This is a genomic window from Bacteriovorax sp. HI3, assembly GCF_059738875.1.
On record NZ_AP026946.1, the window covers coordinates 2178796 to 2192771 of the forward strand.

The 13976-nt window shown below is 43.4% G+C and carries 11 protein-coding genes and 3 rRNA genes; 2 read left to right on the forward strand and 12 right to left on the reverse strand.

Going from position 1 to position 13976, the window contains the following annotated elements:
* Positions 1-70: 70 nt before the first annotated feature.
* Positions 71-2656, forward strand: coding sequence for a hypothetical protein (locus AC6JA8_RS10785; RefSeq protein ID WP_497973799.1), 2586 nt, complete (start codon positions 71-73; stop codon positions 2654-2656).
* 10 nt (positions 2657-2666) lie between these two features.
* Here AC6JA8_RS10785 and AC6JA8_RS10790 read toward each other — a convergent pair whose 3' ends face one another.
* Both AC6JA8_RS10790 and rsmI read right to left on the reverse strand, forming a co-directional pair.
* Positions 2667-3431, reverse strand: a complete 765-nt coding sequence (locus tag AC6JA8_RS10790; protein ID WP_102243833.1) for an MBL fold metallo-hydrolase — start codon at positions 3429-3431, stop codon at positions 2667-2669.
* Between the two features lie 86 nt (positions 3432-3517).
* A complete protein-coding gene (rsmI, locus tag AC6JA8_RS10795; RefSeq protein ID WP_497973800.1) occupies positions 3518-4342 on the reverse strand; it encodes a 16S rRNA (cytidine(1402)-2'-O)-methyltransferase in 825 nt (274 codons plus the stop codon).
* A 117-nt stretch (positions 4343-4459) separates the two neighbouring features.
* On the opposite strand from rsmI, the gene AC6JA8_RS10800 reads away from it, so the two are divergent.
* Complete coding sequence (locus AC6JA8_RS10800; protein WP_497973801.1) at positions 4460-4846, forward strand: STAS domain-containing protein; 387 nt, start codon at positions 4460-4462, stop codon at positions 4844-4846.
* Here the strand turns inward: AC6JA8_RS10800 and AC6JA8_RS10805 are convergent.
* The 10 genes from AC6JA8_RS10805 to AC6JA8_RS10850 form a co-directional block, all read right to left on the reverse strand.
* Positions 4843-5277 carry a hypothetical protein gene (locus tag AC6JA8_RS10805; protein WP_102243836.1) on the reverse strand — a complete coding sequence of 145 codons (435 nt, stop codon included), beginning with the start codon at positions 5275-5277 and terminating at the stop codon, positions 4843-4845. The two genes, AC6JA8_RS10800 and AC6JA8_RS10805, sit on opposite strands and share 4 nt — an antisense overlap.
* A 1-nt stretch (position 5278) precedes the next feature.
* On the reverse strand, positions 5279-5587 hold the full coding sequence (locus AC6JA8_RS10810) for a hypothetical protein (RefSeq protein ID WP_497973802.1): 309 nt from the start codon (positions 5585-5587) through the stop codon (positions 5279-5281).
* Positions 5550-6293 (reverse strand): ribonuclease HII, encoded by a 744-nt coding sequence (locus AC6JA8_RS10815; RefSeq protein WP_497973803.1) that lies wholly within the window; start codon positions 6291-6293, stop codon positions 5550-5552. The genes AC6JA8_RS10810 and AC6JA8_RS10815 overlap by 38 nt, the downstream gene beginning before the upstream one ends.
* 72 nt (positions 6294-6365) lie before the next feature.
* Entirely contained in the window at positions 6366-6734 is a 369-nt protein-coding gene (gene rplS / locus AC6JA8_RS10820; protein ID WP_102243839.1) for a 50S ribosomal protein L19, read from the reverse strand.
* A gap of 77 nt (positions 6735-6811) precedes the next feature.
* Positions 6812-7372, reverse strand: coding sequence for an RNA methyltransferase (locus AC6JA8_RS10825; RefSeq protein WP_497973804.1), 561 nt, complete (start codon positions 7370-7372; stop codon positions 6812-6814).
* Positions 7369-8109: a tRNA (guanosine(37)-N1)-methyltransferase TrmD gene (trmD, locus tag AC6JA8_RS10830; RefSeq protein ID WP_497973805.1), complete on the reverse strand. Its 741-nt coding sequence runs from the start codon at positions 8107-8109 to the stop codon at positions 7369-7371. The genes AC6JA8_RS10825 and trmD overlap by 4 nt, the downstream gene beginning before the upstream one ends.
* A gap of 3 nt (positions 8110-8112) precedes the next feature.
* On the reverse strand, positions 8113-8643 hold the full coding sequence (gene rimM, locus AC6JA8_RS10835; protein ID WP_497973806.1) for a ribosome maturation factor RimM: 531 nt from the start codon (positions 8641-8643) through the stop codon (positions 8113-8115).
* A 65-nt stretch (positions 8644-8708) separates the two neighbouring features.
* Positions 8709-8825, reverse strand: a 5S ribosomal RNA gene (gene rrf / locus AC6JA8_RS10840).
* A 135-nt stretch (positions 8826-8960) separates the two neighbouring features.
* Positions 8961-11879: ribosomal RNA gene (locus tag AC6JA8_RS10845) — 23S ribosomal RNA — on the reverse strand.
* Between the two features lie 195 nt (positions 11880-12074).
* Positions 12075-13625, reverse strand: a 16S ribosomal RNA gene (locus tag AC6JA8_RS10850).
* Together the 16S, 23S and 5S rRNA genes form the textbook arrangement of a ribosomal RNA operon.
* Positions 13626-13976: the final 351 nt, after the last annotated feature.

Sequence of the window (13976 nt, forward strand, 5' to 3'; positions counted from 1 at the left end):
GGATAAGCCGATTAGCCTTTGTAACAATATGTTTTTGACCGATGATTAGACGAAGCTAGATTAGGAAAAAATGAAGAAAACCACCTTAAAAAAATGGTCGCGTGTTCTGGGAATGATTCTCATTCCTGCGCTTTTTTCATTAACTTCTGCCCAGGCCGCTTCTGTTAATTGCGTGGCCGAAAAAGCAGAATTCAAAAGACTGTATTTAGAGCTTCAAGCAAAATTTTTAAACTACGAAGGCAAAGACACCGTTGTCGATTCTAAGGGCAACATGCTGCTTGTTCCCCATGATCCAAAAAAGGAATACGAAGGAAAAGCCTTTGAAGCGGCCATTTATCAGGAATACCAAAACTCTCTTAAAAAAGTAGCAAAACTCTATCAAGCAGCAAAGTTTGGTAGCGACGCTGACGACATCAAAAAAGGCACTCCTGGTTTAGTTGATTTTCTAAAGGCCATTGATGATGGCGACAATTCTGCTTATATCCAAAAAAGTAAAATCGGCGATGTTATCGATGATCTCTATAAAGCGAGTAACGCTAAGTTTGGAAACTCTTCTGATAAAAAATTCGCTCTCAATGCAAACGATAAATACCTGCTTAAAAAACTTCTGACACACGCTCAAGACCGTTTGTGTAGTGTTGAGAGTTTTGAAAAAACAGGAAAAGGCACAAAACTTTTTGATGCTAATTACCTGGGACAAGTAAGAAATGCCCCTCTTAATCGTCTGATTGGCGCCCTTAAAAATGCCAAGATCGGTTCTGAGTCAGAGCTTTTAGTTGATGAAAAAACCGCGATCTCTTCTGCGATGTCTGAACATATGAAACAGCTCTCAGACTGGATGAAAAAAAATGAAGCCTGTAGAAAGGCCATCGCTAATCCGGCATTCCTTCAGGAAAATATTCAAGGCTGTAACTTTAACAAATTTTTAGAAGTTCTTAATCAACAAAACCTGGATGAAATCCAGGGCGTTCTTCACTTTATCAATGCTAATGAAAGACTACTTAACCGCGCTCAGGCAAAAGCTGAGACGGCATTGGATGAATTAAAACTTGAAAGCGTCATTGACAGTACATTTGCAGGAATGGGCAATGCTGTCAGCTGTTCTAAAATCGATGGACCAAACAATAAACAACGTATTTTTGTAAGAAATCTTCCATATAGAGAAAACAAATTTGATACTTCGAAAGTTGTCTGTAAATTAAAAGATAGAGAATTAAAATCTTCTGAATGTTCACAGAAAATTGAATTGATTTCAGATGAACTAGGACGTGGTCTGGAACTTAGACAAAAAGACAAAACTGGCCAGGCCGTCACTTTCTCTATTTCGGGAAGTTCAAGCTGTGAGAACCTGACTCCATCAAATGGTGTTTTAAGCAGCGATGGTTCATTAAAAACAGCTGAAATGTGTCTAGCAGAAGGAAAGAAACTCACTCCAGCAATGACCCTTGTGCCATCAGAAGATAAAAAAAGCTGCGTAGACCCAGCAACCCTGTCTCCTAAAACACCAGAGATCTGTCTGGCCGAAGGAAGTAATAAAAAACCAGCAATGGTTCTCTTCCCATCTCAAGATAAAAAATCTTGTGTTGACCCTTCAACACTCTCTCCTAAGACACCAGACATCTGTCTGGCAGAAGGAAGTAATAAAAAACCAGCAATGGTTCTCTTCCCATCTCAAGATAATAAATCTTGTGTTGACCCTTCAACGCTCTCTCCAAAAACACCGGAGATCTGTAAGGCCGAAAGTGAAAACAAAAAATCTAAGATTGTCCTTGTGCCATCTCAAGATAAAAAATCATGTGTAGACCCTGCTGTTCTTGGATTGAAGACTGGAGAAATGTGCCAGGCCGAAGGTGAGGCCATGAGCCCTAAAAAGGCACTCATCCCTTCTACTGATAAAAAGACATGTGTTGAAGACCCAAGCACTTCAGGTCTTAAGAGCGGTGAAATGTGTAAGGCCGAGGGTGAGGCCCTTAATCCTAAAAAATCACTTATCCCTTCAGAAGACAAAAAGACATGTATTGAAGACCCTAAGGCCCTAAAGACAGCAGAAGTATGTAAGGCCGAAGGCGAAGCGATGGATCCTAAAAAATCGCTTATCCCTTCTGAAGATAAAAAAGCATGTATTGAAGACCCTAACGCAGATAAAGCAGCGGGCCTAAAAACAGCTGAAGCCTGTAAAGCAGAAGGCGAGGCCATGGATCCAAAGAAAGTACTGATTCTATCTGAAGACAAAAAATCTTGTATTGAAGACCCTAAAGCTTCAGTCCTAAAAACAGAAGCGAACTGTAGTGAAGAAGGTGCGGCGATGAGCCCTCCAAAAACACTGGTTCTTTCTGAAGATAAGAAATCTTGTATCGAAGACCCTAAAGCGAGCAATAAAAAAGATTCATCTGCTGATGAAGAGAAAAAATGTAATGATAAAAATGACAAGTGGATTCAGGATTCAAATGACGGTCGCCCTGGTATCAGATACGCATGGGACTCTGAAAAGAAAACATGTACTGACAGACGCGAAGAGAGATCATCAAGAAGAGAAGAAAAAGATGAAACTCCATCTGGCCCGGATTTAAGCGGAACTCCAAAACAAGCACCTCCCCGCTTCACACCGGTAAACATCCCAACTCGTCAGATGTTTATCCTGCCTGGTATGCCTTAATCACCAACGATTAAAAAACATAGGACGTATCACTCGATCCCAGGATCGTGATACGTTCATCTTTTAAATCTTCAATCTCTTTAAAAAGTTGCGATTGAAAATTCGGTTTTAAGTGCCCCAGAAAAATTGGTACATCAGGAGGCATTTTTTTGATCTCCGCTTTCATCGTCGCCGGAGTATGGTGTTGACTGTCGCGCGCGACTTGCGAGAGCGCATTAGGAAAGCTCACTTCTGTAAAAATGGCCTTTAAATTCTTAACCTGTTTAGCGTATTCCCAAATCGCATCAGTTGGCCCCGTATCTTGTGTGAAGACAACTGAAGCATTTTTTCTTTCAATAATAAACCCTAAGGCCCCTGTTGAGTGATTCACCGGCACCGGAAGAATGCGGTAATCTCCCAACACTAAAGACATCTCTGGTTTGATATCGTGAAAACGCAGTGTCGGATTTTCTTTATTGGGAAGGGCCGTAAAATCAGGCCAGATCACATCGTTTAACAAGTGAGTCTTAATCGCCTCTCTCACTGGAGTGTTGGCATAAATTTCAAAAGGTCTCCCCTTCATGCCAAAACAATTATCGGCCAGGAAAGCAAGATCAGAAATATGATCGAGATGTGAGTGAGAAATAAGCACGTAATCAATATGTGACTGCTCTTCAATCTGGATACCTGAAGCAACTGAACCTGCATCGATTAAAAGTCTTCCATCAATCAGATAAGAAGTTGCTTTAAAGCCTGGTGATACCCCACCATGGCCGCCAATAATCCTAACTAGCATAAGCGTCCCATGAATTTCATTATTAACATGATTAGTTTAAATAATTTTACAGGAGAATGCTTCCAGCGGAAAATTATTTCTTAACCTTACCGGCTTAGTTGGTCATAGACACTCTTGGTGTCCTTGCCGAGAACCTTAGAAAAAATTTTCGCCAGCTTCTTAGTGCTTCCACCATTTTCCAGATAGTCGTTAATGAGCTCGTTAACCTCGTCTTGATTAACCGAGCTTCCGTTTTCAACTTCGTTATGAAAAAGAACAACAAACTCGCCTTTATCTACGACGATGGTTTTGAGATTAGGTAAATCACTTTTTGAAAGCCTGTAAACAGACTCATACGTTTTGGTTAATTCGCGGGCAATAACTAAGGTTTTGTCTGTATTCACTTCAAAAAATTGCTCAACCGTTTCAAAAATACGGTGAGGAGATTCAAAGAAAATATGCGTTCCCACGACTCGGTTAAGGCCTTTAAAAAAATCTTTCTTCTCACCTTTCCCGCGCGCAAGAAAACCCCAGAAGTGAAATGGGTGCGGAGGAAGACCCGAGAGCTCCAGCGCCGTAATAACCGCAGTGACACCTGGAAGAGTCTTGATCTCAATGCCTTCTTCTAAAAGTCTTTTCAAAAGCGGATAGGCCGGGTCAGAGACCATCGGGCTTCCTGCATCTGAAACTAAATAAACTGATTCGCCGTTTTTAATTTTTCCGACGATCACCTCAATTTTCCCGACACTTTGGTCGTGAAAAGAATCAATAAATTTATCTTGGAAAGAAATCCCCAGAGAGTTCAGGAGGTCTTTAAAAACGCGCGTGTCTTCCGCATAAAAAGTGCGTCCGGACTCTAAAGCGGCCAGCGCTCTTCTTGTGATATCACCGGTGTTGCCAATGGGAAGTGTGACGAGTGTTAATTCCGACAAAATTAATCCTGTAAATAGTTCTCCTCGAAAAGGGCAAAAGTTAACGCCAGGAGAATCGCTTTTGATTTAATGCTAAAATCATTCTAGCACAGCTAACCTTTAAAAAGGAACGTACAAATGGCCATGAAAGCTCAAATCCACACTGATTCGCAGGGAAATATTATTGTTCATATGTCTGGAGGTCTAGACTATGAAAACTCACTGCCACTGCGTTTAGAGCTGCAGGAACTTTCAAAAAAGAACCCAACATGCACGATCACGTTGGATATGCACGCGCTGGACTTCGTAGGATCTTCAGGGATTGGCATCTTCGTTGAGACTCTTCACATTCTGAATAAAAACAGAGATCAGGTAAAACTTTCAAACGTAAAAACAGAATTCTTAAAAGTTTTTAAGCTTTATAACTTCGACGCATTCAAATTAATTGAAGAGCAGTTTGATACTGATGAAACTGAAAACCTAAACCAGAAATTTGGTAACAGAAAACAAACTTACCAGGTTTAGAATTCGTAACTTAAAAAATTCCAAGAAAATGAAGGATCCACTTTTGGGTCCTTTTTATTTTCTACCTGCGCCAGGCGGAACTCATCAAATTGAAAAGAAAGATTCCCTTGTGGGTCTTCGTATTCTCCAGAGCTGTCTGGATAATAATTTTCTTTAGTCTCTTGCCCATAACCACGCTTTTTCATTTCGTAGTTTAAAATAATATACCCACCAAAAATAAGCCCGGCATAAAGACCAAGTGACGCTCCTTTTGCAATCGCTCGTCCATTAGCTCCAAAGGCCATTGTTGCAGTTCCTAAAAGTGCTCCCCCAACAACTCCATACCCGGCCATTGTCCCTAACATTTTTAGTTTTGGATCAAGAGCGGCCTGTGAAACAGATGAAAAGAGAAGTGTAAAACAAACAACAGTTGAGATAATTATTTTTTTCATACTAAAAGGTTAATGGAGGATCGGCTTTTTGGCAAAACTTAACTTCAAGTTTTGACTCGACATCTAAAACCCTACTTAAATAGTCTTGTGTTTTTAAAAGTCGAAATAACTGTGAATGCGCAGGATAGACAGAAGATTTTGTCTCGATAATTTTAAGAACCCATGTTTTTTTCGCTGTCCTTTCCAGATAAGCGATATCAATTTGACCTAAGTTTTGTGCGCGAAGAACGAGCGAAGAGACCAGGGCCGGAACGCCCAATCGATGAAACTCTCTAGAGACTTGTGCCTCTACCATATCCCCTTTCTGCATAAACTTCTTTGACTCCTTTAAATGTCAGTCTGTGAAGTTCAGTCACTCCTAAAAGCGAAATCGCCTCCAAGTGCATCTTGGTCGGATAACCAGCATTTTGCTCCCATCCGTAGCCTGGATACTTTTCTCCCAAACTCTTCATCAATTGATCGCGGTATTCTTTGGCGGCAATTGATGAAAGCCCGATCAGCAGAGATTTTGCATCTCCTTCAACAACTGCATGTTGCTCATGAAGATCAGCTTCATGTTTAAGTTTTTTATTCCCATCCACCAGGATCACTCCCGGTAAATGCACTGGAGCGCTTTCAAGAAGTGCCTGCTTCATGGCCAGAAGAGATGCTTGCAGGATATTGATCTCATCGATCACACCTGCTGATAATTCTTTAATTAAAATTTTAAGAGTGATGTTTTTTGAATACTGAAACGTATAAATTTGATTTGCCGACAGCTCATTAAATGAGAGCTCGCCTAAAATGCCAAGCCTTGCTTCTGCCGATAATTTTTTTGAGTCGTTGACCCCAAGTTTTTTTAATTTTCTAAGCAGCGCTTTGATTTCCTTTTCATCAAAGTTTAAAACTTCGATTGAAGTACTCGCCGCCACTACCGGCCCCGCTAAAGGACCTCTTCCCACTTCATCACAGCCAGCGATAAAAAAAGCGCCTTCATGTTCCTGGGATTTTTTACTCATAAACTTGAAATCAAACATGGTGAAAATTTAACAAAAAAAAACCCCTCTTTCGAGGGGCTTTTTATAAGATCTTTATTTTTTAAATAAGAACTAGTCTTCTTTGCGATCGTAATCGATAGCGATACGAGCTGACTTACCAGATCTCTCACGTAGGTAGTAAAGTTTCGCTTTACGAGCTTTACCTTTTTGAACGATTTCAACTTTTTCTACGTTTGGTGAGTGGAAAGGGAAAACTCTTTCTACACCAATACCGTTAGAAACTTTTCTAACACGGAAGTGACCATTCATGTCGCCTTTTTGTTTAAAACCGATGCAAACACCTTCGAAAATCTGGATACGAGACTTTGTCCCTTCAGTGATTTTTGTGTGTACTGCGATTGTATCTCCCGATTGGAAATTTGGAAGATCTTTTACTTTAGGATTCGCGTGATCCTTGTTTACAATGTCGATTAAGTTCATATGAACTCCTCAATTTTTGAGCTACTCCCAGAGGACCAACACCGTGTTGTTCTTAACCGAGTAGGTGATAAAATTTTTTATTCTCCGAATAGACGATCCAAATAAATCGCTACCGCAGACCTTACTGACAAGTGATTGTACCCATCAGAATTTTTCGAGATAATTGGTGAAAGCTTAAACTCCGCTTTATCAAGCGCCAGCTGATGCAGCCCCCATCCAGTCCCGAATAATAGAAAACAAGGCATATTAAGAACTTCCATCTTTTTTGTCAATTCTTTCACATCCCCGTCAAAACTATCAAAGTTTGCCCCAGTCACTGCGATCAAAGGTCTCTTCCCTTCAATCTTCTCAATCTCCGCGACTGCATCGTCGATGGACTTAGCCACCTGCGCAATCGCCAGAGCATCCTGACGGTCTGGATTAAAGGCGTTGGCCTTATCCTGCTCCCAGTGCCCCAGAATCTCATTAACCAGCTCTGTTTGGGCCACAAAAGGCGTAATGATGAAGTATTTCTTCACCCCAAAAGTTCTGCACGATCTCGAGATGTCGTGGATGTCCAGGTTGGTTACTGATGTGGTCACCAGTTCCCCTAATTTATTTTTAATCGGGTGGTGAACCAGTCCTAAGTACAATTTCATTTTTTATCCTTCTCTAAAAGGTCAGGGCGGTGAAGTCTAGTGATCCTCATGGCCTCTTCCCTTTGGTATTTTTCAATATTCTGATGATGCCCGCTAGTTAAAATCTCAGGAACCTCTACGCCATCAAACATTTTCGGGCGCGTGTACTGAGGATGCTCCAGCATATTACTTTGAAACGATTCCTGATCCGCACTTTCACGCTTCCCAAGAACCCCATTAAAAAATCTCAAGGCTGAATCAATAATGGCCATCGTTGGGATTTCTCCCCCGGTTAAAATAAAATCCCCCAGAGAAATCTGCTCATCAACGTAGAGATTTAAAAATCTCTCATCAATGCCTTCATAACGGCCACAGATAAACACCAGGTCTTTTGAATCCGGCACAGAAAATCTCGCCGCAAAATCTTTGCAGTAGTCATTATTCCACGTTTTCCCGCGCGGCCCAGGAAACACTATGTGCAGCTTCTGGCGAAAATCTTCACCATAACCACCGTCTTGAACAACACCTTTTAAAAGCGCCTCTTTTAAAACATCAGCACGCATAACCATGCCGACACCTCCTCCATAGGGAGAATCATCAACGCCTTTATAATCTTTAGGAGTGTAATTTCTTAACTGAACTGTCTTGATTTCAATCTTTGCCTCACGCTCTCCTCTAAGAGCAGACCCCGTGATTCCAAAATTGATTAATGAATCAAAATAATTCGGAAACAATGTAATAATCCAAATTTTTTTCATTCACTACTCAACGAAAATGGGAGGAATAATTTCCAATCGCCCACCTTCAATATCCACTACTGGAATATATTGATTTAAAAAAAGCACTTCGATAATTTCTTTGTCTGTTTTAATTTTTAAAACAATCTGTGCCCCATTCTCATAAAAATCCATCACTCGCCCCAAGAGACTCTTAGTGTAATAGTGATAAACTTCCAGACCCAAAAGATCATTCACATAATACTCATCATCTTCCGTCTCCGGAAACGCTTCACGAGCAAGATAAATATCAAATGGAATCATCGCCTCAACAGTATTGCGATCACTCACACCTTCCAGCGTAGCAATTGCCTTATTACCAATGCGAATACTTTTAATCTTAAACTCTTTCCCATCTTGGGGAACAGAGCTCTCTGGAGATCTTGGAGTGAGAGTTAAAGTCATCCCATCTTCCAATACAGAATCATCAAAATTATAGAGAACAAAAGAAAACTCACCTTTAATCCCATGCGGGGACGTACAGTGGCCAATGTGAATATTTGTTGATTTTGTCATGACGTTTTAGATACTCCAAAAAACAAAAAGGCCCAAGATAAACTTGGGCCTTTTTATAAAATAAGAGGGTGCATTGACCTTTTCTCACACCAAGCTTCCCTGGCACTACCTTCGGCGCTGAAGAGCTTAACTTCCGAGTTCGGGATGGGATCGGGTGTTTCCTCTTCGCTAATAACACACCCAAACTGGATATATCGTTAACAAACTTATAATTTCGAAGCTGTTTATATGTCTTTCAACACTACAAATCAACCTCATTTTTGAACATTTTTAACATTCACAAAACAAGACCAAATAAAAGCAGAACCCATGTAATCAAAAAAAAGCAAAACGACAAATTAGTATTGGTCAGCTCAAAGCATTACTGCTCTTACACCCCCAACCTATCAAACTCCTAGTCTAGAAGTTGTCTTAATAGAAATCTTATCTTGTAATAGGCTTCCCACTTAGATGCTTTCAGCGGTTATCCCTTCCGAACTTAGCTACCCGGCGATACAACTGGCGTCATAACCGGTTCACCATAGGTTCGTCCAACCCGGTCCTCTCGTACTAAGGTCAGATTTACTCAAATTTCTTACGCCCACGGAGGATAGAGACCGAACTGTCTCACGACGTTCTGAACCCAGCTCGCGTACCGCTTTAATTGACGAACAGTCAAACCCTTGGGACCTGCTCCAGCCCCAGGATGCGATGAGCCGACATCGAGGTGCCAAACCTCCCCGTCGATGTGAACTCTTGGGGGAGATCAGCCTGTTATCCCCGGAGTACCTTTTATCCGTTGAGCGATGGCCCTTCCACTCGGAACCACCGGATCACTAACACCTGCTTTCGCACCTGCTCGGCTCGTTTGCCTCACAGTCAAGCTCCCTTATGCGTTTACACTCTATGGCCGGTTTCCATTCGGCCTGAGGGAACCTTCGTGCGCCTCCGTTACTCTTTAGGAGGCGACCGCCCCAGTCAAACTGCCCACCAGACATTGTCCCCCGACCGGATTACGATCGTAGGTTAGGATTCCAATTAACATAGGGTGGTATTTCAAGGTTGTCTCCCCGTACACCGGAATGCACGGATCAAAAACTCCCACCTATCCTACGCAATGTTAATCGAAACCCAATGCCAAGCTACAGTAAAGGTTCACGGGGTCTTTTCGTCCTTCCGCGGGTAGCGCGTTTCTTCACGCGCTCACCAATTTCGCTGGGTCTCCTGTTGAGACAGTGGGGAAGTCGTTACGCCATTCGTGCAGGTCGGAACTTACCCGACTAGGAATTTCGCTACCTTAGGACCGTTATAGTTACGGCCGCCGTTTACTGGGGCTTCAATTCAAAGCTTCTCTTGCGATAACCTCTCCTTTTAACCTTCCAGCACCGGGCAGGCGTCAGCCCATATACTTCCACTTACGTGTTTGCATAGACCTGTGTTTTTGATAAACAGTCGCTACCCCCTTTTCACTGCGACCTCCAACAGCTTGACCAGCAAGTGATCTTACCATCAAAGGCGTGCCTTCTCCCGAAGTTACGGCACCAATTTGCAGAGTTCCTTAACAAGAGTTCTCCCAAGCGCCTGAGGATTCTCTCCTCATCTACCTGTGTCGGTTTATGGTACGGGTTAATAAAAATCTCCTAGCGAAACTTTTCTGGGAAGCCGAGGATCATGAACTTCGCTTGCGCTCGTATTCGTATCTCAGAGTTAACGCCGACCGGATTTGCCTAATCGACCCCCTACATACTTAAACCACAACCAATAAGTGGCTTCACTACCTTTCTCCGTCATTCCATCTAGTCAAACGATTTTTACTAAGTACAGGAATATTAACCTGTTGGTCATCCACTACGCCTTTCGGCCTCATGTTAGAACCCGACTAACCCTGGGCGGAGTCACCTGGCCCAGGAACCCTTAGATTTACGGCGGAAGTGATTCTCACACTTCTTATCGCTACTCATTTCAGCATCAGCTCTTGTGAGACCTCCAGCGCTCCTTACGGTACGCCTTCATCGGCAAACACAATGCTCTCCTACCAATATTTACATATTCCATAGCTTCGGTACGTCACTTTAGCCCCGTTACATTTTCGGCGCAGAATCACTAGTCCAGTGAGCTATTACGCTTTCTTTAAAGGGTGGCTGCTTCTAAGCCAACCTCCTGGATGTCAAAGTAATTCCACAACCTTCTCCACTTAGCGACGATTTTGGGACCTTAGCTGATGGTCTGGGCTCTTTCCCTTTTCACGACGGTCCTTAGCAACCGCCGTGTCACTGCCCGATAGTACTCAATGGTATTGTGAGTTTGATATGGTTTGGTAAGCTGGTAAGCCCCCTAGCCAAGTCAGTGCTATACCCCCATTGGTATTCGTCGGACGCTGCACCTAAATGCATTTCGGAGAGAACCAGCTATCACGGAATTTGATTGGCCTTTCACCCCTAACCACAAATCATCCCAGACGTTTTCAACCGTCACGAGTTCGGTCCTCCACGAGGTATTACCCCCGCTTCAACCTGTTCATGGCTAGCTCATCCCGTTTCGGGTCTATGACATGCTACTAATCGCCCTATTCAGACTCGGTTTCCCTACGGCTACACCTGCAACGGCTTAACCTCGCAACATATCATAACTCGCTGAATCATAATGCAAAAGGTACGTCATCAGGCTTTACAATAACCCTCTGACTGTTTGTAAGTGTATGGTTTCAAGATCTATTTCACTCCCCTCATCGGGGTTCTTTTCATCTTTCCCTCACGGTACTTGTTCACTATCGGTCAGCAAGTAGTATTTTGCCTTGGAGGGTGGTCCCCCCAGCTTCAGACAAGGTTTCACGTGCCTCGTCCTACTCAGGATACTCACTAGAGGACAATCATTTCGGATACAGGGTTTTCACCTTCTTTGACCGGACTTCCCAGACCGTTCTCCTATAATTGCCTTTCCGTATGTGAGTCCTACAACCCCAGAATACAAGTATTCTGGTTTGGGCTCTTCCGATTTCGCTCGCCGCTACTGCCGGAATCTCGTTTGATTACTCTTCCTGCAGGTACTAAGATGTTTCAATTCCCTGCGTTCGCTCCTATGTAACTAGTTTACTCATTACATGGTTCACACTCTTTCAAGTGTGAAGGTTTCCCCATTCGGACATCACCGGATCAAAGTCTATTTGCCGACTCCCCGATGCATTTCGCTGGCTAATATACGTCCTTCTTCGCCTCTTGCTGCCAAGATATTCCCCATACACCCTTAATAGCTTTTTTCATTTTGTTATTAAGTTATATTTAATTTAATTTCAAATAACGAGGGCATTACTCTCGTTACTTACATGGGTTCTCGTCTTCTATCTGATCCTGTTATGTCAATGTTAAAGAACATAAAAATCTATAAATTCAAAAATAAGAAAGGTCTTCCAAACAATTTGACCGGATAAAGCTCCTATAGAGCTGGATCCTTTAAAAGGAGGTGATCCAGCCGCAGGTTCCCCTACGGCTACCTTGTTACGACTTCACCCCAGTCATCGTTTCGACCGTAGACGCTCCCCTCCTTGCGGTTAGGGCCACGGCTTCAGGTAAAAACAACTCCCATGGTGTGACGGGCGGTGTGTACAAGGCCCGGGAACGTATTCACCGCGGCGTGCTGATCCGCGATTACTAGCGATTCCAACTTCATGGAGTCGAGTTGCAGACTCCAATCCGGACTGAGATCGGTTTTTTGAGATTGGCTCCCCCTCGCGAGTTCGCATCCCTTTGTACCGACCATTGTATTACGTGTGTAGCCCTAGACATAAGGGCCATGAGGACTTGACGTCATCCCCACCTTCCTCCTGGTTAGCCCAGGCAGTCTTTCTAGAGTGCCCAACTTAATGCTGGCAACTAAAAATGGGGGTTGCGCTCGTTGCGAGACTTAACCCAACATCTCACGACACGAGCTGACGACAGCCATGCAGCGCCTGTCACTACATTCCCCGAAGGGCACTCCCTCGTTTAAAAGGGATTCGTAGGATTTCAAGCCTAGGTAAGGTTCTGCGCGTTGCTTCGAATTAAACCACATAATCCACCGCTTGTGCGGGCCCCCGTCAATTCCTTTGAGTTTTAGTCTTGCGACCGTACTTCCCAGGCGGAACACTTAACGCGTTAGCTACGACACTGAAGGGGTCAAATCCTCCAATATCTAGTGTTCATCGTTTACAGCGTGGACTACCAGGGTATCTAATCCTGTTTGATCCCCACGCTTTCGCGCCTCAGCGTCAATACTCGTCCAGGAAGGCGCCTTCGCCTCTGGTGTTCCATCGCATATCTACGGATTTTACCCCTACATGCGATATTCCCCTTCCCCCTCCGAGATTCTAGACCTGTAGTTTCAGACGCAGTTTCGAGGTTGAGCCCCGAGATTTCACATCTGACTTGCAGGTCCGCCTACGCGCGCTTTACGCCCAATAAATCCGAACAACGCTTGCACCCTTCGTATTACCGCGGCTGCTGGCACGAAGTTAGCCGGTGCTTCCTCTATGTGTACCATCAAATAATCGGCCTATTAGACCAACTACCATTTTTCCACATTAACAGAGCTTTACAGACCGAAGTCCTTCCTCACTCACGCGGCGTTGCTGCGTCAGGGTTTCCCCCATTGCGCAATATTCCCCACTGCTGCCTCCCGTAGGAGTCTGGACCGTGTCTCAGTTCCAGTGTGTCCGATCATCCTCTCAGACCGGATAGACATCGTCGCCTTGGTAGGCCTTTACCCCACCAACTAGCTAATGTCCCGCAGGCCCATCTAATAGCGAATGCATATGCAGAGGCATTCTTTCAAGCACAGTCTTAAAACCGTGCTTCGTATGCGGCATTAGCCAAAATTTCTTCTGGTTATTCCCCTCTAAAAGGCAGGTCACCTACGTGTTACTCACCCGTGCGCCACTTTACTCATCCCGAAGGACTTTCACGTTCGACTTGCATGTGTTAGGCACGCCGCCAGCGTTCGTTCTGAGCCAGGATCAAACTCTCCAAGCTTCAATATAAAATTTGATTTAAATTTAATTTAACAAACTACTATACGGATTGATCTATTCATTAATTACCAGTGACAGGAAATGTACTGGCTCCGACTTTTTATCACTTTCAACTTTATTACAACTTGAGCTTTTAACAGCGTGACTGAATAGTTACGTCAGATATTTTTTGTTTGGGACCTTTCTCATCTTGAATTGAAGGCAGAGCCTTCAAAATCTTTTTTCTATATTTAAATTTTTAAAGAACAAAATCCAGCAACGAAGTGTTTCGTTCGTTTTTTCAGAAGCAGTTTGCTTGGCTGGTGAGAGGCGATAATATAGACACCCAATTAGATCGTCAATACTTTTTTCA

Bases quoted from the DNA above. Each gene is read 5' to 3' on its own strand.
- AC6JA8_RS10785 (WP_497973799.1), top strand. From the start codon at position 71: ATGAAGAAAACCACCTTAAAAAAATGGTCGCGTGTTCTGGGAATGATT.
- AC6JA8_RS10790 (WP_102243833.1), bottom strand. From the start codon at position 3,431: ATGCTAGTTAGGATTATTGGCGGCCATGGTGGGGTATCACCAGGCTTT.
- AC6JA8_RS10800 (WP_497973801.1), top strand. From the start codon at position 4,460: ATGGCCATGAAAGCTCAAATCCACACTGATTCGCAGGGAAATATTATT.
- AC6JA8_RS10805 (WP_102243836.1), bottom strand. From the start codon at position 5,277: ATGAAAAAAATAATTATCTCAACTGTTGTTTGTTTTACACTTCTCTTT.
- AC6JA8_RS10810 (WP_497973802.1), bottom strand. From the start codon at position 5,587: ATGCAGAAAGGGGATATGGTAGAGGCACAAGTCTCTAGAGAGTTTCAT.
- AC6JA8_RS10815 (WP_497973803.1), bottom strand. From the start codon at position 6,293: ATGTTTGATTTCAAGTTTATGAGTAAAAAATCCCAGGAACATGAAGGC.
- rplS (WP_102243839.1), bottom strand. From the start codon at position 6,734: ATGAACTTAATCGACATTGTAAACAAGGATCACGCGAATCCTAAAGTA.
- AC6JA8_RS10825 (WP_497973804.1), bottom strand. From the start codon at position 7,372: ATGAAATTGTACTTAGGACTGGTTCACCACCCGATTAAAAATAAATTA.
- trmD (WP_497973805.1), bottom strand. From the start codon at position 8,109: ATGAAAAAAATTTGGATTATTACATTGTTTCCGAATTATTTTGATTCA.
- rimM (WP_497973806.1), bottom strand. From the start codon at position 8,643: ATGACAAAATCAACAAATATTCACATTGGCCACTGTACGTCCCCGCAT.